Source organism: Thalassospira sp. (assembly GCF_040218635.1).
GTDB lineage: Bacteria > Pseudomonadota > Alphaproteobacteria > Rhodospirillales > Thalassospiraceae > Thalassospira.
The window spans coordinates 811,040-832,157 of record NZ_JAVJRB010000012.1; the positions used below are offsets into that span (position 1 = coordinate 811,040).

The following is a 21,118-nucleotide window of genomic DNA, read 5'->3' on the forward strand; positions in this document are numbered from 1 at the left end:
TGATCAATCCTTACCCAGCATACGCGCGACATAGCGTGCAAGCATGTCGATTTCGAAGTTAATCCGGTCTCCCGGCTGTTTCGAACCCAACGTGGTGTGTGTCTGTGTATGTGGTATCAGATTGATACCGAAAGTGTTTTCGTCAACCTCATTGACCGTCAAAGATACCCCTTCAAGGGTGACCGAGCCTTTTGAGGCGATATATTTTGCAAAATCGTGGGGCACCTCAAAGCTCAGGCGCAATGAATCGCCTTCGGGCACACGTTTGGTCAGGGTAGCAACCCCGTCAACATGGCCGGAAACAATATGTCCGCCAAGCTCATCCCCGACACGGGTTGCCTGTTCAAGATTGACTTTGGAACCGGCGGCAAGATCACCAAGTGTGGTTCGATCAAGGCTTTCGGCAGATGCTTCAATCGCAAACCAGTCATCACCGGTTTCAATTACGGTCATACACGCACCGTTACACGCAATTGACGCGCCCAAAACGATTTTGGATGTGTCAAAGGATGTTGTGAATTCAAACCGGGTATCGCCGGTTTTCTTGACGCTGCGTACCGTTGCAATGTCGGTGATGATGCCAGTAAACATGCACTTAATCCGTTTTATTATCGTATGTTACCGCGATATCTTCGTCCATCTCACGAACCGAGACACGGTCAAAGCGCGGCATATCTGAAAGTCGTCCAAGGCCCAGCGACGCGATCATTGCCTGTCCGTCGCCGCCAATCATTAACGGAGCAACAAAATGAACAATCCGCCCCACCAGCCCTGCCGAAACCAATGCAGCGGCCAACCTGCCACCACTTTCGACCAGAACCCGGGTCAATCCCGCATCGCTTAGCTTTCGCATGACGTCATGTAGGTCTAAATGGCCGTTCGCGCATCCAGCAGAGATCACTTTTATCGAAGTTTTTTCAAATTTTTCCGATAGTTCGGAGAAATTTTGCTCAGACGTCACAAGCCAGGTCGGAACAGTATCGGATGTTTGAACTAACTGAGCCGACAGTGGTACATCCCCTGCTCGATCAAGTATCACGCGCACGGGTGACTGATGCCCCCGTCCCGCCAACCGGCATGTAAGCGTCGGATCATCCGCAAGAACTGTCTTGGCCCCAACAAGAATTGCATCATGGATGGCACGTAAACGATGGCCCTCTTGCCGTGCAGCTTCCCCGGTGATCCATTGGCTTTCGCCAGATGCCGTTGCCGAGCGCGCGTCAAGGGTTGATGCCAGTTTCAGCGTTACAAACGGACGGCCCTGTTCGACCTTTGACAGGAACCCTTCATTCACCTTGCGGGCTATATCAGCGAACAAGCCAACATCCACCTGAATACCAGCGTCCATAAGCATCGTATGACCGCGACCAGACACACGTGGGTCCGGATCGGTCAGCGCACTGACAACGCGTTTTACACCGGCCTCAATCAAGCCAGATGCGCAAGGAGGCGATTTGCCAAAATGACTACAAGGTTCAAGCGTAACATAGGCGGTTGCACCACGGGCCAGATCACCGGCCATATCAAGGGCAACACGTTCGGCATGCGGGCGACCACCGGGTTGGGTATGGCCCCGCCCGACAATGGAACCATCAGAAGATACAAGGACGCAGCCAACCGACGGGTTCGGCCAAACATTTCCCAAACCGCGTTTTGACAGGCTCAATGCGACCCGCATGAAATGCCGGTCGTCTTCTGTAAACGCGGGGGCTGTCATTACTCTGCGTCCGCCTCTTCTTCCCCATCATTCATTTTTTCGACGAATTGTTCAAAATCGCGGGCTTCGCGGAAATTCTTGTACACCGAAGCGTAACGCACATAGGCAACCTGATCGAGGGCGTTAAGCGCCTCCATCACCATTTCACCAATGGTATCGGTTGTGATGTCGCTTTCACCGCTGCTTTCGAGACGGCGCTGAATGCCGTTCAAGGCCTTTTCAACCCGCTCATCTTCAATCGGGCGCTTACGGCAGGCAAGAAAGATCGACCGCGCCAACTTGTCACGGTCGAACAATTCGCGTTGCCCGTCTGTTTTGACAACCATCAACTCACGAAGCTGGACACGTTCAAACGTCGTGAAACGTGATCCGCAGGCAGGACAGAACCGACGCCGACGAATAGCATGATGCTCTTCGGTCGGACGGGAATCCTTTACCTGAGTGTCAGTATGTCCGCAAAACGGGCAACGCATTATGTTTACTCAGCTCTTGGCGATCAGGAATAGATCGGGAAGCGTTTGCACAGATCTTCGACCTTGGCGCGAACGGCAGCCTCAACCTCGGCATTGCCTTCCGGGCTGTCGACCATCGCATCAAGAACATCACTGATCAGCTCGCCGATCTGTTTGAATTCTTCAACGCCAAAGCCGCGGGTCGTGCCAGCTGGTGTGCCCAAACGAACGCCCGAGGTAACGGTCGGCTTTTCAGTATCAAACGGGATGCCGTTCTTGTTGCAGGTGATACCTGCACGCTCAAGAGCCACTTCTGCGGTGTTGCCTTTAAGTCCCTTCGGACGCAGATCAACCAGCATCAAGTGCGTATCGGTACCACCCGTAACAATATCAAAGCCGCGTTTAACCAGAACTTCGGCCAGCGCCTTGGCATTATCAACAACCTGCTGCGCATACCCTTTGAATTCCGGGCGGAGTGCTTCGCCAAAGGCAACAGCCTTGGCAGCGATCACATGCATCAACGGGCCGCCCTGGAGGCCAGGGAATACTGCGGAGTTGATCTTTTTGCCGATATCAAGATTGTTCGACAGGATCATACCGCCACGTGGACCACGAAGGGTCTTGTGCGTGGTGGTGGTGACAACGTCTGCATAAGGAAGCGGGCTCGGATGAACGCCACCGGCAACCAGACCGGCAAAGTGCGCCATATCAACCATCAAAAGTGCGCCGACTTTATCTGCAATTTCACGGAAACGCTTGAAATCGATCTGACGCGGGATGGCAGAACCACCTGCAATGATAAGGGCCGGTTTATGTTCAACGGCAAGCGCTTCAACCTGATCATAATCAAGGGTCAGATCGTCTTCGCGAACACCGTACTGAATGGCGTTGAACCATTTGCCTGACAGTGCCGGACGTGCACCATGGGTAAGGTGACCACCAGCATCAAGCGACATGCCCAAAATGGTATCGCCCGGCTTGCAAAGAGCAAGCATAACCGCGCCATTTGCCTGTGCACCGGAATGCGGCTGAACGTTAACAAACTCACATCCAAAGAGCTCCTTGGCGCGTTCGATCGCCAAGGCTTCCGCAACGTCAACAAACTCGCAACCACCATAATAACGACGCGAAGGATAGCCTTCGGCATATTTGTTGGTCAGAACAGTGCCCTGTGCTTCAATAACTGCTTTGGAAACAATGTTTTCCGATGCAATCATTTCGATCTGATTTTGCTGACGGTCCAGTTCATCGGTGACAGATTTGAACAGTACCGGATCGGCGTCGGACAAGCTGGTGGTGAAAAAGCCTTTGAACGACATGCGGGGCCTCTTTTGATGCAATGTGACGGGTCGGATATAACGAGGAAGACAAACCCGTACTGGTTAATGCCAGATGGCGATGAATTCAGTAAACTTTAGGACATTTTCGCAACACGACCTTCATGACGACCGCCTTCGAACTCGGTCGAAATGAATGCGTCAACGCAATCAAGTGCCGTCGCATCGCCAAGAAGGCGTGCGCCAAGGCACAGAACATTTGCATTATTATGCATACGGCAAAGCTCTGCAGAAAGACGGTCATGAACCAATGCTGCGCGGACTTCCGGAAAACGGTTTGCCGCAATGCTCATACCAATACCTGAACCGCACACCAGAATGCCGGCTTCTGCTTTGCCTTCGACAATCGTTTTGGCAACAGCTTGGGCATAGTCCGGATAATCAACTGATGCAGGCCCGTTGGTGCCAAGATCAAAGACCTCAATACCACGTTTTTCCAGTGCGGTGATAATGGCGGATTTCAGTTCCACGCCGCCATGGTCGGCAGCAATGGCAAGGGTCTTGACGGTCATGTGCGCGCCTTCATTCAAAATCTGATCAGAAAATTGAGCGCTTTGTAGCATATAGGAGCGCCCCTGCCAACGCGCTAGCGCGACCAAATTGCCAAGTTTTACGAAAGCCAGATATGCCGATTGTTGTATTAGGGAAAGATTCCAAAATGACGGACCTTTTACGAAACACGCACTGGTTTCAACGCAAAAACCCTACCAACACAAAGTAGTGATAAAAGCGAAATATCACACAATCAACGATTTAATCAGCAAGGAAATACTAACCACAGCATTTAGTGAATTCGATTGTTACGCTGTGGAATATGCGCAAATTATTATTTTGGTCGATCAAAACGACAAATTATACACTTGTATTGTTATTATTTTTGATCATTTGCCCTTGTTCTTTTCTGTTGTTTGACTATCTCGCAAGAGTAGTGCATTAAGTTTAATGTAAATTTTCACATAAAGGGTTACTTCAATCATGGCCGAAACCGATAACAGCGTTCTTGACCGCGACGAACTCTTGCAAATGACCGTCGATATTGTCTCTGCCTATGTCAGCAATAATGCTCTTGCTGCTGCGCAGATTCCTGAACTGATTTCTACTGTTTTCTCTTCGCTTGATGAAATTCGCGAAGACGACAAAGAACCGGAACAGGAACCGCTGAAACCGGCCGTGCCCATCCGCAAATCTGTTGGCGATGATTACATCATCTGCCTTGAAGACGGCAAAAAGCTTAAAATGCTTAAACGTCACCTGCGCACGACCTACAATCTTACACCTGAAGAATACCGTGCAAAATGGGGCCTGCCGTCCGATTATCCGATGGTTGCACCGAACTATGCGAAACAACGTTCACAGTTCGCCAAAAAAATTGGTCTTGGCCGCAAGGCAAAGTAACCACCCTACCCGCCGTCATTATGCCAGGTTCGAAATTAAAGCGTCGTTCTGTAGATCAGAACGACGCTTTTTTGTCGGGGTCGCATAAAAAAAGCCCGGCACATGGCCGGGCTTTCTCCAAATCAGATGATTTGATTAGTTTGCGTAATCGTAGGAACCGTTGTCCCACTCATAGAATACATAACCCGGTGCAGCAACGTCACCTTTGGCATCAAACGCGATTGAGCCAAGAACGGTATCGAATGAATCACCGCTGTGCAGTGCTTCGATAACCGCTTCTGAATCGGTGGTGCCAGCTTTGGCCGCAGCCTGCGCCCAAGCCTGGATCGCACCGTAGGTGTACAGGGTGTAACCTTCTGGCTTGTAGTTCTGAGCTTCGAAATACTTGACGAGTTCAGCGTTGCGCGGATCTTTTTCAAGAGCCGGACCAGCAGTAAAGAGCGTACCCTTACCTGCATCGCCAGTGATCGACCAATATTCGAGGGAGTTCAGCGCATCACCCGAAATCGCAAGGGTGTCCATGCCCTGAGCACGCATCTGACGAACAATCAGACCAAGTTCGGTATGGTAACCACCATAATACAGAACTTCGATGCCTTCAGATTTCAGCTTGGTCACCAGTGCCGAGTAATCTTTCTCAGCCGGGGTGATTGCTTCGTAAAGTGCTTCGGTAACGCCAGCAGCATTCAGGTTTTTCTTGGTCTCGTCAGCAAGACCTTTGGAATATGCCTGTTTGTCATGAACGATAGCAATTTTCTTGCTGCCGTAGTTTTCTGCCAGGTATTTACCAGCAACTTCACCCTGCTGATCATCACGACCGCAAACACGGAACACATTGTCCATGTCACGTTCGGTCAATTGCGGGTTGGTTGAAGCTGGGGAGATCTGAACGATGCCTTCTTCGAAGTAAACTTCAGAAGCCGGGATCGAAGAACCCGAGCAGAAGTGACCAGCTACGAGAGCAACATTTTTGCTAACCAGCTGGTTGGCAACTGCAACAGCCTGTTTCGGATCGCAAGCGTCATCACCGATCTCGAGAACAACTTTTTCGCCATTCACGCCGCCAGCTGCATTGAGGTCAGCAACCGCTTTCTCTGCACCCTTGGTCATCTGTTCACCGAACGCAGCATACGGACCAGTCATCGGACCAACGGTCGCGATAACGATGTCAGCTTTGGCTACACCCATTGAAAGAACAAGCGCGGAAGCAGTGGCAAGAAGGCCGAGCTTGGTTTTCGACATTAGAGAAGTCTCCCTGTTCCAAAGGTTGGATCCATCACCATGACAAATCCATCTTTTCGGACCTAAAACCGGCTCGTGTTATTCGCCGATTACCGATGTTAGATCCCACGTACTTTAACACCCCAGAATTAGTGTGCAATAGTACAAACCAGTATGTTGCCATGTATTTAGCAACGATGTGGTGACGCAGAACGTCACCACATAAATCAACGTGTGTCTGCACCTTCACGTGCGCGATACCCGAACGGTCCGACACGTTCATACAGCCACGGATATTGCGACAGCATCTTATTGACCTGCGTCAGACGAAACGCCGCAAAAGTGATGGCAAACAAAACAACCGTGTCAAAGACATAGCCAGAAAGCGAAAGAAGCTCACCTTCAAACAGGGCATAGACCATGAAGCGGTCAACGCAGCCCAACAGCAATGCATAAGGCACAATTTGATAGGTCGGCCGCCATGTATTGGCGATGGCCTGCCCGGTCATAAAACCACAGAAACCCATCAAAATGACGGTCATTCCGATCGTGACACCAACGCTGGTACCAGTAATCGCTTCCATGTCGGGTCTCCTAGTGGCCGCCTTCGAGGTAAGCTGCGCGCACTTCCGGATTTGCCAGAAGTTCCGCACCCGTACCCGAGAGCGTAATGTTGCCATTGACCATCACATAACCACGATGAGCAAGCTTGAGTGCATGGAATGCATTCTGCTCGACAAGGAACACAGTTACCTTGTTTTCATGGTTGATTTTTTTGACGGTCTCGAAAATCTGCTTCACCACAAGCGGTGCCAGGCCAAGTGACGGCTCATCAAGCAGAAGAAGACGTGGACGCCCCATCAGGGAACGGCCAATTGCCAACATCTGCTGTTCACCGCCCGACATTGTACCGGCACGCTGGTTGATGCGTTCCTTCAAGCGCGGGAACAATTCAAACACCATTTCAAGATCCGAACTAAAATGTTTCGGGTCCTGGGTGATTGCCCCCATCTGAAGGTTCTCAAAAACCGACATGCGCGGGAAAATGCGGCGGCCTTCAGGCGATTGCTGAATGCCAAGCTGACAGATCTCATGCATCGGCATGCGACTGATATCCTGACCTTCAAACAAAATACGCCCTTTGCTGGCCTGCGGCGATCCGCAACAGGTCATCAGCAGCGTGGTCTTCCCGGCACCATTGGCGCCGATCAGCGTTACAATTTCACCTTCATTGACTTCCATATCAATGCCCTTGAGGGCCTCGATATTGCCATAGAAGGTATGTACACCTTCGATCTTAAGCATGGACATATCGACGAACTCCCTCAGTGCGCATTCGGATCAAGATGAAGGTCGGCAGCAACTTCCGGCGGAAGCTCGTCATCCTCTTCTTCGCCAAGATAGGCGCGGATAACGGCCGGATCATTCTTGACGGCGTCGGGATTGCCATCGGCAATCTTTTTACCGTAATCAAGCACGATCACATGGTCGGAAATCTGCATGACAACACTCATGTCATGTTCGATCAGAAGGCAGCCAACGCCCTGATCATCACGGATGCTCTGCAACAGGATGTTCAGTTCCGCCGACTCACGCGGGTTAAGGCCCGCTGCCGGTTCATCCAGACACAGAAGTGACGGATCAGTACACATTGCACGCGCGATTTCCAGACGACGCTGGGAACCATATGGCAGGTTTCCGGCATTCCAGTCAGCCTGATCGTACAGACCAACCTTGTTCAGCCAGAATTTCGCCGTTTCGATCGCTTCCTTTTCCGCCTTGGCATAACGGCCAAGGTTAAACAGCCCCGCCAAAGAGAAGGCAGATGCTTCCATCAGGCGGTTATGCTGGGCAACGATCAGGTTTTCCAGAACAGTCATCCCGGTGAACAGGCGAATGTTCTGGAATGTACGTGCAACGCCCTTGTTGCGTGGAATGCGGAACCCTTCGGTTCGTTCCAGCAGACGCGGACCGTCATCGGCGTGAAGGGTCAAGCGCCCTTCGGTTGGGACATAAAACCCGGTCAGGCAGTTAAACACAGTGGTTTTCCCTGCCCCGTTCGGGCCGATGATTGCCGTGATTTCACGTTTATTGGCCATGAAGGACAAATCATCAATCGCAACCAGACCGCCAAAGCGCATGGTCAGGTGTTCGACTTCAAGCAGTTTGTTGTCGGTCATTTCAGTTCTCCGGCAACTTTTTCTTTCTGGCTCATATTGAGCAGAATGGTCGGGTCACGGAAGGACAGCAGACCGCGCGGACGCCATAGCATGATGGCAACAATACCTGCACCAAAGATCAACATGCGATATTCGGCAAGTTCACGGAACATTTCCGGGAAACCAATCATCACGATTGCGGCCAAAACCACACCGATCTGACTTCCCATGCCGCCCAGAACCACAATCGCAAGAATCACAGCTGATTCAAGGAAGGTGAAACTTTCCGGGCTGATAAAGCCCTGACGGGTGGCAAAGAACGCACCGGCAAAACCACCGAACATTGCACCGATTGCAAATGCAGACAGCTTGGTGTTGGTCGGGTTGATCCCCAGCGAACGGCAGGCGATTTCATCTTCACGCAGCGCTTCCCATGCACGACCGATCGGAAGTTTGCGCAGACGCATGGTGACAAAGTTGGTCACAAGTGCCAGCACAAGGATCAGATAATACAGGAAGATCAAACGGTGCATGGATGAGTAATCCATACCAAACAGCTCATTGAAACCAATTGAGCCATCCGGTACGCGACGCGAGAAGTCAGCCATGCCAAAGAAGCTTGGACGTTCAATCGATGAAATACCGTCCGGACCACCGGTCAAATCATACCAGTTGATCAAAACAACGCGGATGATCTCACCAAAGCCCAACGTCACAATGGCCAGATAATCGCCGCGCAATCGCAGAACAGGGAAGCCGAGAATAATGCCAAAGCTGGCTGCAAAGATACCGGCAAGCGGCAGGCACAGCCAGAAGCTCAGATCAAAGTTCTGCGACAACAGGGCATAGGAATAGGCCCCTACTGCGTAAAACGCGACATAGCCCAGATCAAGAAGACCCGCCAGACCGACAACGATGTTAAGCCCCCAGCCCAGCATGATGTAAATCATTACAAGGGTGGCAAGGTCGATCGCAGAGCGGTCTTCACCAAAGATGAACGGGAAGATGATGAAGAAGATGATCCCGATCAAACCAATTTTCTTGGTGTTTGAACGGTAAACCAGCTGAATCTTGGATGAAAGCTTGGCACTTTCATCAACTTCAACGGCTGTTCTGTCTTTCATCGAGAAATAAGCTGCGGCAAAGATGATCGCCAGAAACGCGATTGAGACGATCACGCTCACGACACTTGAAAACGCCATATCAAGAAAGACTGGCGATGCCCAGCGGTCATCCATGTCACGGAAACGCACGAACATTTCAAAGACCGAAACAGCAGCCAATGTGATCAGAGCAGCCTGCCCCAATCGGGAAATGTTTTCGCGGCGGAAAATCAGACCAAGACGCCCAACAACCGTAGAACCGATTGCCAGTAGAACAAGATCCCAACGTACAGCCAGTTCCAGACCAGTCGGACGGTCAACCGTCTCAACGCCCAGGATCATGACCGACATCATCAGTGCGATAACTGCAAAGAACGCGAGTTCTTTTACAACTTCCGAACCGTTGGTACGAGATGAAGCAAATGCTGATGCCATTAGACTTTCTCGACCTCCGGCTTACCAAGCAGACCCCATGGGCGGAAGATCAACACAAGAACCAGAATGCCGAAAGTGGCGACATCCTTATATTCAATCGTGAGATAGCCCGACCAGAATGCTTCGATCAAACCAATCAGCAAGCCACCAAGCATCGCACCTGGCAGCGAACCGATACCACCAAGAACGGCGGCGGTGAACGCCTTCACACCGGCAAGGAAGCCGATATAGAAGTCAATCACACCATAATACAGTGTGACCATCATACCTGCGACCGATGCAAGGGCAGCGCCCATGACAAAGGTGGTCGAAATTGTGCGGTCGACATTGACGCCCAGAAGGCCTGCCATTGTCCGATCCTGTTCACAAGCGCGCTGCGCACGACCAAGCGAGGTTTTGGCAATCAAAAGCGAGAACACAACCATCAGCACCAGCGTCAGAACGATAATCACGATCTGCATATAGCTGAGCTGTACGTCGAAATTCCCATCTTGCATAAGAGTAATACCGCCCTCAACAAGCGGCTGCATCGGCTTCACGCGTGCACCCTGCGAAATTTGCACAAAGTTCTGCAGGAAGATGGACATGCCGATGGCAGAAATCAGCGCTGCCAAACGGAATGATCCGCGCAGTGGCCGGTAAGCGACCCGTTCAACGCCCCAACCATAAATCGAGGTCAGAACCATTGAAACGAACAGCATTAAAAGAAGTGTAAGCGGAAGAATTCCGCTGATCCCGGCTGCCTGACAGATCAGGAAGGTGATCAGGGAATGGAACGCACCGAGCATATAAATCTCGCCATGCGCAAAGTTGATCATGCCGATAATGCCATACACCATCGTGTAACCGATGGCGATCAAACCATAGATGGCTCCCAGCGTCAGACCATTGATCAATTGTTGTAGGAAATAAGCCCAATCCATTGCACAACCTTAGATTTGGCACAGACAAACAAGGTCTTCGCCAGCTCGGCAGAAGGCATCAAGCTACATATATATGTATTGATTGGGTAAGTCATAGCCCCCCAATTGCCCCCTTGCAAACCCGCGAATCCTCCGTCTTTTTGTTATCGGGTAAAACCCGTTGTTAACCTTCGGAATCGACCATTCTCTTTGTGGTACTTACTTCCAAAAGCGCGATTAGAGCGTAAACCTTAGACACATGTATTCAAAGGCTGCAAGTGGCTTTAGATTTTTAGTGAAAATCACCAAATCATGTTTTGAAATTGGAATAAAACACTGATCGATGAAGTCACCCGCTCTTTATATTGTATACATTATCCTTTATTCAGAACGTATTCAAGTTTTTGTGCAGCGACCCGCTTTAGCTGTTCCGGATTCCGGCTTACCGGTCCTGCCACTGTCACTTCAACACCAGTCTTACCGTCAATTGCCGTGCACCTTAGATAAGTGCCAACTTGACGAAGTTCAAAGTAAATCTCGGTTGGTGTGATATGTCGCGTAGCCATTGCTGCACTATGTTCCCTGGAAAAATAAAGCACACCTATTTTGCGCCCATTTTCAAACAACGCAATACCTAACGAAAACGGGCCCGGCAAACCGGACCCGTCTGATTACTGTATCGACAAGATGATCTACTTCTCACCATCGAGCATTTTAACGATTGCCGAGAAGTCCATCCCGCCATTTCCACTGTTGGAATACAGCGCATAAAGGCTTTCGGCCAACGCCCCCATCGGGGTTGTCGCCCCGGATGCAGCCGATGCCTGCTGGGCCAATTTCAAATCCTTAAGCATCATATCCACCGCAAATCCCGGCTGATAATCGCGGTTGGCTGGCGATGTTGGCACGGGACCGGGGACCGGGCAATAACTGGTAAGAGACCAGCACTGCCCAGACGCCTTGGATGAAATCTCAAACAGCTTTTGCGCATCAAGACCAAGACGCTTGGCCAACATAAAGGCCTCGGAGACCGCAATCATGCTGACACCCAGCACCATGTTATTACAGATCTTGGCCGCCTGCCCTGCACCGCTATCACCAGCATGAATAATATTGCTGCCCATCGCATCAAGGATCGGCTCTGCGCTGGCGAAATCGGCTTCTGAACCACCAACCATAAAGGTAAGTGTTCCTGCTGCTGCCCCCGCAGTCCCACCAGAAATCGGCGCATCCACCGCACCAAGGCCAGCGGCCCGTGCCAAATCAGCTGCCTTGCGGGCCGCATCCACCTCGATGGTCGAGCTATCAATCAGAACCGTACCCGGTTTTGCATTGGCAATAATGCCCTCAGGCCCATCATAAACAGACAATACATGCTTACCGGCCGGAAGAACCGTTACGACGAACTCAACATTCGATGCTGCATCCGCAACCGATGATGCTTTGCTTGCACCGGCTTCCATCGCCTTTGCCACAGCATCGGCCGAAAGGTCAAACACCTTGACCGCATGCCCGGCCTTCACAATATTGGCCGCCATCGGCCCGCCCATATTGCCCAGACCGATAAAACCGATATTCGCCATTTGAAGTCTCCTCTGATATCCCGCTTAAGGGTTTCTATTTCTGTTTATTTTTAATTCGTTACAGCCCGTTTCTGGCCTGATGAATTCTAAAGACCAAGTTCTTTGTCCGCCGGAAGCAATTCGAAATATTCGGCGACTTCGCGCGGATCGACCTGCCCGATATCGCCATGCTGCCATTTCGGTGCGTGGTCCTTATCAATGATCACAGCCCGTACACCTTCAAATAGGTCAGGCTTGCACACCATGCGCTGGGACAGACGGAATTCCATATTCAGTACATCGGCAAGAGACATTTCACGCCCCTGCCGGATTTGTTCGAAACTGACACAAAGGGCATTGGGCGACTTGCCGATCAGAATATCGCGCGTTTGCGACCCAAAACCGTCATCACCTTCGCGCTCAAGTGCGTCAAATATTGCGACAACACTATCACCCGCAAATGCGCGATCGATCTCATCACGGATCGTTGCAAGCGGCGCGTCATCGAACGCCGTGGAATACTGATCAAGGATGGCTTTAACCACCGTTTCGGCATCCTGATCAAAAGACGCATCGGCCAAGGCCGCTTTAAAAGCATCGAGATCATCGCTTTTGACCCCATGGGTCGCAAGCCCGGCATAAAGACAATCTGCTGCCTTTATCCGCGCACCGGTCAAACCAAGATACATGCCGATTTTGCCGGGACAGCGTGGCAGGAAATAACCGCCACCGACATCGGGAAAGAACCCGATTCCGGTTTCAGGCATGGCAAACACGGTGCGTTCGGTCACAACCTTGAACCGGCCATGGATTGAAACACCCACACCACCGCCCATGGTAATCCCGTCCATCAACGCGATATAGGGTTTCGGATATTTGGCGATGTAATGATTAAGGTGATACTCGCGCCGGTAAAACGCATCGAGCATCTCATCATCATCGACCTTGCGCGCATCATAAAGCCCGCGGATATCCCCACCCGCACAAAATGCCTTTTCACCGGCACCTTCGACGGTGACGATCTTGATCGAAGGATCGGTTTCCCATGATGTGAGCTGCAACATCATCATATCGACCATATCCAGATCAAGTGCGTTTAAGGCGCGTGGCCGGTTTAAAACGATCCGCCCGACACCACCTTGCTGAGAAAACAAGACGGGTGTTTCGTTGCCGGCATCACTTGCGTTGGTTTGATCGCTGCTCATAACTTTAGTCTTTCAGCGCTGCACGCGCGATAATCAGGCGCATGATTTCGTTAGTACCCTCAAGAATCTGGTGAACACGCAGATCACGCAACAACCGTTCAATCGGATATTCCCGAATATAGCCATATCCACCATGAAGCTGCAGCGCCTCGTTACAGACATTAAAGCCAGTATCGGTCGCAAACCGTTTGGCCATGGCGCAAAACTGGGTGGCATCATCGGATTTATGATCCAGTTTCCATGCCCCTTTATGGAGCATCAATCGGGCAGCTTCGAGTTCGGTCACCATATCGGCGAATTTGAACTGCAATGCCTGAAACTGATCAAGGCTTTTGCCAAACTGTTTTCGCACCTTCATATGATCACGTGCATGTTCCATTGCCGCACGTGCGCCCCCGATGGAACAGGCCGCAATGTTCAGCCGTCCACCATCAAGGCCCATCATGGCGAATTTAAACCCTTCGCCTTCTGCACCCAATCTGTTGGCGACAGAAACCTTACAGTTGCTAAAGATAACGGCCGAAGTCGGCTGACTGTTCCAACCCATTTTTTCTTCAAGCTTGCCAAATGAAAGCCCCTCGGCGTCCTTCGGCACAATGAATGTCGAAATCCCACCGGGGCTGTCATCTCCGGTGCGGGCCATCACAACATAAATATCACTGCGCGACCCACCGGAAATAAAGGCCTTTTCACCATTCAGGACATAGTGATCGCCATCCAGCACAGCGCGGGTACGAAGGGAACCGGCATCAGACCCTGCCCCCGGCTCGGTCAGGCAATAGCTGGCGAAATGTTCCATGGTCACAAGCTTTGGCAGGAAGTTGGCACGCTGATCGTCTGATCCAAACGTATCAATCATCCAGCATGCCATATTATGGATCGAGATATAGGCAGCCGTGGATGGACAGGCGGCGGCAAGTTCTTCGAAAATCACCGCCGCATCAAGGCGCCCCAATCCGGTCCCGCCAAATTCTTCGCCTGTATAGATGGCTGCGAACCCCAGTTCAGCTGCCTTCCGCAAAGTTTCTTCGGGAAAGATGTGCTTTGCATCCCATTCCCCGGCATGCGGTGCCATTTCGTTCTGGGCAAAATCGCGCGCAGCTTGGGCAAATGCCTGCTGATCTTCAGACAGGTTAAATTCCATTGGATCGCCGCCTCTGATGTTTATCTATTTTCCCTTTACGTAAACGTGAAAACACCTCCTTGTCAATTCATTCGGTATAACAGTACCGAATTATGACAATATTCCAGAATCACACCATTTACGCGAGACGACATATCTATTTTCGCCAAATGTTTCTTGCTGTCCCCCCACGCCTGCGCTTACCTTTTCCGCGTCAGGAATAATCATAAATCAGGGAAACAGACATCATGTCGTCCACCAAACCGGAAACCATTGTCCTACATGCCGGTTACCGCGCCGATCCCACAACCGGATCCGTTGCCGTACCGCTTTATCAAACCACCAGTTATCAGTTCCGCGACACCCAGCACGCGGCCGATCTGTTTGCGCTTAAGGAACTTGGCAACATCTATACCCGCCTGATGAACCCGACCAATGATGTGCTTGAACAGCGCGTCGCTGCCCTTGATGGTGGTGCCGCAGCAGTTGCACTTGGTTCAGGACAAGCAGCATCGACCTTTGCAATCCTGAATATCGCGCAGGCAGGCGATAATATTGTCAGCTCGACCGACCTTTACGGCGGTACATGGAACCTGTTTGCCAATACCTTTAAACAAATGGGGATCGAGGTCCGCTTTGCCGATCCATCAGACCCGGAAAACTTCCGCCGTCTGAGCGATGACAAAACCCGGGCCTTTTATGCTGAAACGCTGCCCAATCCGAAATTGCAGGTTTTCCCGATCCGTGAAGTTGCCAATATTGGCGATGATCTTGGCATTCCATTGATCGTTGATAACACCGCAGCCCCTGTCATCTGCAAGCCGATCGAACACGGTGCCAGCATTGTCATGTATTCAACCACCAAGTTCATCGCCGGCCACGGAACCTCTGTCGGCGGGATCGTGATTGATTCCGGCAAATTTGACTGGGAAAAGCATGCCAAACGCTTCCCGCTTTTGAATGAACCGGACCCAAGCTATCACGGTGCTGTCTGGACGCAGGCTGTAAAACCAATCGGTCCTGTTGCCTATGCGATCAAGCTTCGTTGCACGATCCTGCGTGATATTGGTGCGGCCGCCTCGCCGTTTAATTCGTTCCAGACCATTCAAGGCATGGAAACCCTGCCGCTGCGGATGGAACGCCATTGCGAGAATGCCAATAAAGTTGCTGATTTCTTGGCCGCCCACCCCAAAGTCACCAAAGTCATCCACCCAAGCAAGCAAGATGGCGAAAGCCGCCGTCGTGCAGACACCTATCTTAAAGGTGGTTACGGATCACTGATGGGCTTTGAACTGGCAGGCGGCAAAGACGCGGGTGAAACATTCATCAATGCGCTGGAGCTGTTTTATCACGTTGCCAATATCGGTGATACGCGATCCCTTGCCATCCATCCGGCAACCACGACCCATAGTCAGCTTTCCGAAGCAGACCGTCTGTCATCGGGCGTCACCGATGGGTATGTCCGACTGTCAATCGGGATTGAACATATCGACGACATTCTGGCGGACCTGACACAGGCACTTGATAAAGCCTGATCACTCAGCGCCTTTCTGATTTTCATATAACCGGTGGGACCGATGTCCCGCCGGTTTTTTATTGACGGCAGTCCTCAAACCGACATAAAAATTTCCGGCAAAACATGCATAACATGCAAAACAGGCAATGTAATATGTCGAGCGTCACCACACGACAGGATGAAATCCTGAAACAATTGCGAAGCCACGGCACGGTTCACATCCACGACCTCGCCGCCCTTTTCCATGCATCGCTTGATACAATCCGGCGTGATCTGCGTCAGATGGAAGATGATGGTCATTTGCGCCGTATCCATGGGGGGGCTGTGCTGCCCAACAAGGCATCGGAAACATACGAAGAACGTGCTCGTGAACTTCAGCCTGAACGCATTTCAATTGCCCAAAAAACCGCGCGTGACCTTATCCCCGATGATGCCATCATGTTCTTTGACAGCGGCACCACCATTTGTGAAGTTGCCCGACAGCTTAAACCGTCCTTTCGTGGCACGGTCATTACAGTCAATCCAATGATTGCAGTCGTGCTTGCCAATCATCCCAATGCTAACGTCATCATGCTGGGCGGGTCGATACTCAAAAACGACATGGCGGTCTGTGGCCCAACCACAATTGATGAAATCCGCAAATATAATGCCGATATTCTTCTTTTAGGCACATGCGCGCTGCATCCCGAAACCGGCCTTTCAACCAGCAACCCGCAAGAACGCGCATCAAAGGCCGCGATGATCGTACAATCAGCTGAAATCATTGCGGTGACCACAGCGGATAAACTTGAAACCAGCCTGCCCTATCGGGTGTGTGACATTGACGCCATTTCACACCTTGTCACCGGACGGAAACTTTCGGCGGGCTATCTTGCCAATTATTCCGAACGCGGGATCAATATCATTCTGGCGTAGACCACACGCTGCGGAGCATCTTTTACATGCAAACCTATTCCATTGCCCACAACCGGGTCCGCGCCATCTTTTTCCTGCATGGCGCAGCCTTTTCAAGCTGGGTACCTCATATCCCGCTGGTGCAAGAACGGCTTGAGCTTGGTCATAATGATCTAGGCGGCATTTTACTGGCTGCGGCGATCGGTGTTCTGGCCGTCATGCCAATTGCCGGACGACTTTCTGATCGGTTTGGCAGCGAACGCGTGGTGCGCTATTCGGGGCTGGTCTATTTCATAGCGGTGGGCTTACCTGCCTTCATGCCGAGTTATCTCAGCATTTCGATTGCGATGTTTGCCCTTGGCTTTTCTGGCGCCTTCCTTGATGTCGCCATGAACGCCAATGGTCTGAATGTGGAACGCGCCAAGGGGCGCAGCATCATGTCAGGCCTTCACGGGTTCTGGAGTCTCGGTGGCTTTGCCGGGGCCGGGTTTGCCGCCCTGTGGTTTGCCCTGCCGATCGGCATTGAATATCACCTGCCCACTGTCTTGGCCTTGTTCCTTGTTTTGCACATCATCGCCCAGGCAGGTTTGTTGCCCGATGGCACCGCAAACAAAGCTGCAGCTGAAGGAAAACCTGATCCCCAATCACTGCACTCCCAGCCGAAAGCCAAAGAACGTTCGATGTTCCTTGTTCTCTTGCCGTTCGGTGTTTGCGCCTTTATCGGTCAATTCGGCGAAGGTGTTATCACTGATTGGGCCACGGTCTTTATGAATAGCGAACTATCATCAGGCGCAACCATGGCCGCAGTTGGGTTTGCCATCTATTCTTGTGCAATGGCGGTTACCCGGCTTTCGGGTGACGCGCTTGTTACCAAATTTGGTCGTGCGCCGGTCTTGCTGACAAGTTCCGTTTTGGCATCCGTCGGGACATTTATCATCGCCCTTGCCCCGCATTACATCATCGCATGGATTGGCTGTGGAATTGCCGGAATGGGGCTGGCTGTTATCTTGCCGTTATTGCTGTCTGCCGCCTCCAAAGCCACCGGCAAAGCTGGCGGAAGTGTTGTATCGATCATAGCAGCGACCGGGTATTCTGCCATCATGGCCGGGCCACCAATCATTGGTGCAATTGGTGAGATTACCGGCCTCGTCACGGCCTTTGCCCTGACGGCCAGTTTTCTTGGCATGATCATCCCGGTTTATCTGTTAACCATGCGTCAGCGCTTACAAATTGCTGGCAATGGTTGATCGCAGGCGCAAACTATCCCATAAATTGCTTTGCCCACCCTGCACGCGATGCAGCCTCACAAAACAGAGAACAGATCATGGCCAATAAATTCACCTATGGCACATTTCCCGATACCCGCCAGCGCCGCAACCGCATGTCCGATTGGTCACGACGCATGGTCGCGGAAACCCGTTTAACTGCCCATGATCTGATTTTGCCAGTCTTTGTCATTGATGGCACCAATCAGCGCACCCCGATCCCGTCCATGCCCGGTGTCGAACGCCAGTCGGTTGACGTTTTGGTCGAAACTGCCAAACATGCTGAAAAACTTGGCATCCCGGCCCTTGCGCTGTTTCCCTATATCGAGGCCAACCTCAAAACCAAGGATGCGCGCGAAGCATATAACCCAGACAACATTGTCTGCCGCGCGACCAAGGCGATCAAGGATGCTTGCCCAAATATTGGGGTCATTACCGATGTCGCGCTTGATCCGTTCAATTCAGATGGTCAGGACGGCATTGTTGTGGATGGTCAGATCCTTAATGATGAAACCACCGAAGCATTGGTGCGTCAGGCGCTGGTACAAGCCAAGGCTGGCTGTGACGTGGTTGCGCCATCAGACATGATGGATGGCCGCATCGGCGCGATCCGCAAAGCGCTGGAAGGTGAAAGCCTTAAGAACGTGCAGATCATGTCTTATTCGGCGAAATATGCATCATCCTTTTACGGTCCGTTCCGCGATGCGATTGGATCAGCCAGTGCGCTGGGCAAAGCGGATAAGAAAACCTATCAGCTTGACCCGGCCAACAGCGATGAAGCGATGCGTGAAGTCGCCTATGACCTTGAAGAAGGTGCCGATTCCGTCATTGTAAAACCGGGCTTGCCTTATCTTGACGTGCTGTATCGCGTCCGACAGGAATTCGGCGTTCCGGTCTTTGCCTATCAGGTGTCTGGTGAATACGCGATGCTACGCGCTGCGGGCGCGAATGGCTGGCTCGATTATCTTGGCTGCGCGATTGAAACCCTGTCTTGCTTCAAGCGTGCAGGCGCATCTGGTGTTTTGACCTATAGCGCCATTGAAGTTGCCGAAGCCATCGAAGGCTGATCTGCACTTTAACGACCAAAATCAACGCATGAAAAAGGGCCTCGAAATGAGGCCCTTTCGCTATTCTCGTGACGATGTTGAACCGACGAACGTTCAGGCACCACAGCTTGCGATTTGGCCTGCCCCGGCACGTTCGTCATCGGCAATGCCGTGACCAATCGCGCGCGCACAGAAATGTGGACGCAGACCTGAACGCGAAAACACATCTTCAATGTCCTGGCCATCAAGGAAACCACCCTGATGCACCAGAAGGGTCTTGATCCCCGACGCCAGCCCGCCAAGCACATCGGTGTGAACCGTATCGCCAACCATCAACACCCGGTTGCGATCCACATCCGGGTGGCGACGCAGGACTTCTTCAAACACGTGATGGTACGGTTTACCGACACATTGCGGCATCACCCCGCAGGCATCCGCAGCCAAATGCGCAAAATATCCTGATTCAACAGACAGGAATTCACCCATCGGCGCACAGATATCGGGATTACCGACAAGAATCGGGCGTGGGTTATCGATCAGACTTTGTTGCAGCATTTCCTGCTGCTGATCTGACCAGTTTTCCGAATCAATCAGAAGAAAACCACCAACCGCGTCATATAATCCGCGATCAGCCACCAATGGCTCCACACGATCAGGCAGAACATGGAACGGCCAATCAGCTGGCGCCATTGCCCCCCAATGTGTGATGTCGGCATGCTCCTTCATCAAAGGTGCGACAAATTGCTGACTGCTGATCAGGTTGTCATTGTCGAAATCAAACCCGCGCTTGCGATGCCGGGCAAGGATTGCATCGGCTGAACTTGATGCATCGTTGGTAACGACCGCAATCTTTTTCCCAATGCTCTGCAGTGTTGCAATGGTCTTGACCGCACCGGGAATTGCGGTCGGGCCACTATTAAGCACACCAAATGCATCAAACACGATCAGATCAAACTGATCGGCAATCGCCAGAAGATTATCGACATAGTCCGTTTTCGTCGGAACAGCATCCGCGGCAACACTGGGCAGGCGCGGTGCATAGTGCAGATATGCTTCAATTGCCTGCGTAAAACTAAGTCGCGGCCGATTGATGCTCATGGTCGATTCTCCTGATTATGCTCTTTGCATCGCAAATTACGGCGTATTCAAACCGATAATGGTGCGAATTACACCCCAATTTATTCCCCGAACAAGAATTGCGGAAAATCAACCGAAAGGTGTCACGCAATTTCATTAGCCATGCATCATTCGCATAGCAATAAAAGATGCAAAATCTATATCCCATGACAGAATTAAAGCCAATTCATTGCAATTTGGTGACTTTCTGCGCTTTCCAAGCCGCTGCCATGCAAAAAATGCATTGGAACAATACAGTAATCATCCGTAGATTGCCCTCACGAAATGAATGGGACGTATCGACTGGCAAATGCGCTGAGAAGCAGGCGATCATTCGATACATTGAAAACGAACCGACACGTCAAACCAGTTAACTATTCCGTTTGCGGAATACCTTCGGTGAGAACATGCCGGTTATCTGAATAGACGCCGATGAATCGGCCGGTTTGAAATAGGTGATGAAATGATCGTAACTAAAATCTTTGCTTTCCTTCGTGCTCTTCGCGTTCAGTACCAGACCCAGGTTGCGCTGCGTAAACTTGATCCGCGCGAACTTGCAGACATTGGTCTGAACTACGACATGATCGACGATGTAGCACACCGTGTTGCTTTCGGTCGCTAAGCCAAGGCCATAGCGTCTTAAGAAAAACCCCGGCAGTTCTGCCGGGGT

Annotated in this window: 22 protein-coding genes; 6 read left to right on the plus strand and 16 right to left on the minus strand. The window is 51.5% G+C overall.

The genetic code is table 11. From position 1 onward, the window contains the following. Positions 1–3: 3 nt before the first annotated feature. The 5 genes from RIC05_RS17735 to rpiB all read right to left on the minus strand — a co-directional run bounded on the left by RIC05_RS17735 (position 4) and on the right by rpiB (position 4,018). The gene (locus RIC05_RS17735) at positions 4–591 is read right to left on the minus strand and encodes a riboflavin synthase (RefSeq protein WP_350045915.1); all 588 of its coding nucleotides are present in this window, start codon (positions 589–591) and stop codon (positions 4–6) included. Between the two features lie 4 nt (positions 592–595). Next, positions 596–1,717, minus strand: a complete 1,122-nt coding sequence (gene ribD, locus RIC05_RS17740) for a bifunctional diaminohydroxyphosphoribosylaminopyrimidine deaminase/5-amino-6-(5-phosphoribosylamino)uracil reductase RibD (RefSeq protein ID WP_350045916.1) — start codon at positions 1,715–1,717, stop codon at positions 596–598. Further along, the gene (gene nrdR / locus RIC05_RS17745) at positions 1,717–2,190 is read right to left on the minus strand and encodes a transcriptional regulator NrdR (RefSeq protein WP_350045917.1); all 474 of its coding nucleotides are present in this window, start codon (positions 2,188–2,190) and stop codon (positions 1,717–1,719) included. Before nrdR ends, ribD begins: the two co-directional genes overlap by 1 nt. A 23-nt stretch (positions 2,191–2,213) precedes the next feature. Beyond that, positions 2,214–3,488: a serine hydroxymethyltransferase gene (glyA, locus tag RIC05_RS17750; RefSeq protein ID WP_350040627.1), complete on the minus strand. Its 1,275-nt coding sequence runs from the start codon at positions 3,486–3,488 to the stop codon at positions 2,214–2,216. Between the two features lie 95 nt (positions 3,489–3,583). Further along, positions 3,584–4,018, minus strand: a complete 435-nt coding sequence (rpiB, locus tag RIC05_RS17755; RefSeq protein WP_350045918.1) for a ribose 5-phosphate isomerase B — start codon at positions 4,016–4,018, stop codon at positions 3,584–3,586. A gap of 463 nt (positions 4,019–4,481) precedes the next feature. Here rpiB and RIC05_RS17760 point away from each other — a divergent pair, with 463 nt between their 5' ends. Further along, the gene (locus tag RIC05_RS17760; RefSeq protein ID WP_350040629.1) at positions 4,482–4,901 is read left to right on the plus strand and encodes a Ros/MucR family transcriptional regulator; all 420 of its coding nucleotides are present in this window, start codon (positions 4,482–4,484) and stop codon (positions 4,899–4,901) included. A 135-nt stretch (positions 4,902–5,036) separates the two neighbouring features. On the opposite strand, the gene RIC05_RS17765 is transcribed toward RIC05_RS17760, so the two are convergent. From RIC05_RS17765 to RIC05_RS17805, 10 genes are all read right to left on the minus strand, one after another. Next, positions 5,037–6,143 (minus strand): branched-chain amino acid ABC transporter substrate-binding protein, encoded by a 1,107-nt coding sequence (locus RIC05_RS17765; protein ID WP_350040630.1) that lies wholly within the window; start codon positions 6,141–6,143, stop codon positions 5,037–5,039. 206 nt (positions 6,144–6,349) lie between these two features. Beyond that, complete coding sequence (locus RIC05_RS17770) at positions 6,350–6,706, minus strand: DUF6867 family protein (RefSeq protein ID WP_350040631.1); 357 nt, start codon at positions 6,704–6,706, stop codon at positions 6,350–6,352. Positions 6,707–6,716: 10 nt separating this feature from the next. Further along, the gene (locus RIC05_RS17775; RefSeq protein WP_350040635.1) at positions 6,717–7,427 is read right to left on the minus strand and encodes an ABC transporter ATP-binding protein; all 711 of its coding nucleotides are present in this window, start codon (positions 7,425–7,427) and stop codon (positions 6,717–6,719) included. A gap of 20 nt (positions 7,428–7,447) precedes the next feature. Beyond that, entirely contained in the window at positions 7,448–8,302 is an 855-nt protein-coding gene (locus tag RIC05_RS17780; protein WP_350040632.1) for an ABC transporter ATP-binding protein, read from the minus strand. Then, positions 8,299–9,819, minus strand: coding sequence for a high-affinity branched-chain amino acid ABC transporter permease LivM (livM, locus tag RIC05_RS17785; protein ID WP_350045919.1), 1,521 nt, complete (start codon positions 9,817–9,819; stop codon positions 8,299–8,301). The genes RIC05_RS17780 and livM overlap by 4 nt, the downstream gene beginning before the upstream one ends. Beyond that, the gene (locus RIC05_RS17790) at positions 9,819–10,742 is read right to left on the minus strand and encodes an ABC transporter permease subunit (RefSeq protein ID WP_350040634.1); all 924 of its coding nucleotides are present in this window, start codon (positions 10,740–10,742) and stop codon (positions 9,819–9,821) included. Before RIC05_RS17790 ends, livM begins: the two co-directional genes overlap by 1 nt. A gap of 353 nt (positions 10,743–11,095) precedes the next feature. Continuing rightward, positions 11,096–11,287, minus strand: a complete 192-nt coding sequence (locus tag RIC05_RS20720; protein ID WP_430475442.1) for a DUF6898 family protein — start codon at positions 11,285–11,287, stop codon at positions 11,096–11,098. A gap of 126 nt (positions 11,288–11,413) precedes the next feature. Next, a complete protein-coding gene (gene mmsB, locus RIC05_RS17795) occupies positions 11,414–12,304 on the minus strand; it encodes a 3-hydroxyisobutyrate dehydrogenase (protein ID WP_350045920.1) in 891 nt (296 codons plus the stop codon). A gap of 86 nt (positions 12,305–12,390) precedes the next feature. Then, positions 12,391–13,488: an enoyl-CoA hydratase/isomerase family protein gene (locus RIC05_RS17800; RefSeq protein ID WP_350045921.1), complete on the minus strand. Its 1,098-nt coding sequence runs from the start codon at positions 13,486–13,488 to the stop codon at positions 12,391–12,393. Between the two features lie 4 nt (positions 13,489–13,492). Further along, complete coding sequence (locus RIC05_RS17805) at positions 13,493–14,632, minus strand: acyl-CoA dehydrogenase family protein (protein ID WP_350045922.1); 1,140 nt, start codon at positions 14,630–14,632, stop codon at positions 13,493–13,495. 227 nt (positions 14,633–14,859) lie between these two features. On the opposite strand from RIC05_RS17805, the gene RIC05_RS17810 reads away from it, so the two are divergent. The 4 genes from RIC05_RS17810 to hemB all read left to right on the plus strand — a co-directional run bounded on the left by RIC05_RS17810 (position 14,860) and on the right by hemB (position 19,353). Further along, positions 14,860–16,146: an O-acetylhomoserine aminocarboxypropyltransferase/cysteine synthase family protein gene (locus RIC05_RS17810; RefSeq protein WP_350045923.1), complete on the plus strand. Its 1,287-nt coding sequence runs from the start codon at positions 14,860–14,862 to the stop codon at positions 16,144–16,146. Positions 16,147–16,280: 134 nt separating this feature from the next. Continuing rightward, positions 16,281–17,042 (plus strand): DeoR/GlpR family DNA-binding transcription regulator, encoded by a 762-nt coding sequence (locus RIC05_RS17815; protein ID WP_350045924.1) that lies wholly within the window; start codon positions 16,281–16,283, stop codon positions 17,040–17,042. 26 nt (positions 17,043–17,068) lie between these two features. After that, the gene (locus RIC05_RS17820; protein WP_350045925.1) at positions 17,069–18,268 is read left to right on the plus strand and encodes an MFS transporter; all 1,200 of its coding nucleotides are present in this window, start codon (positions 17,069–17,071) and stop codon (positions 18,266–18,268) included. A 77-nt stretch (positions 18,269–18,345) separates the two neighbouring features. After that, positions 18,346–19,353: a porphobilinogen synthase gene (gene hemB / locus RIC05_RS17825; protein ID WP_350045926.1), complete on the plus strand. Its 1,008-nt coding sequence runs from the start codon at positions 18,346–18,348 to the stop codon at positions 19,351–19,353. A 93-nt stretch (positions 19,354–19,446) separates the two neighbouring features. Here hemB and RIC05_RS17830 read toward each other — a convergent pair whose 3' ends face one another. Beyond that, a complete protein-coding gene (locus tag RIC05_RS17830) occupies positions 19,447–20,430 on the minus strand; it encodes an HAD-IIA family hydrolase (protein ID WP_350045927.1) in 984 nt (327 codons plus the stop codon). 481 nt (positions 20,431–20,911) lie between these two features. On the opposite strand from RIC05_RS17830, the gene RIC05_RS17835 reads away from it, so the two are divergent. Beyond that, on the plus strand, positions 20,912–21,070 hold the full coding sequence (locus tag RIC05_RS17835) for a DUF1127 domain-containing protein (RefSeq protein ID WP_350041910.1): 159 nt from the start codon (positions 20,912–20,914) through the stop codon (positions 21,068–21,070). Positions 21,071–21,118 lie beyond the last annotated feature (48 nt).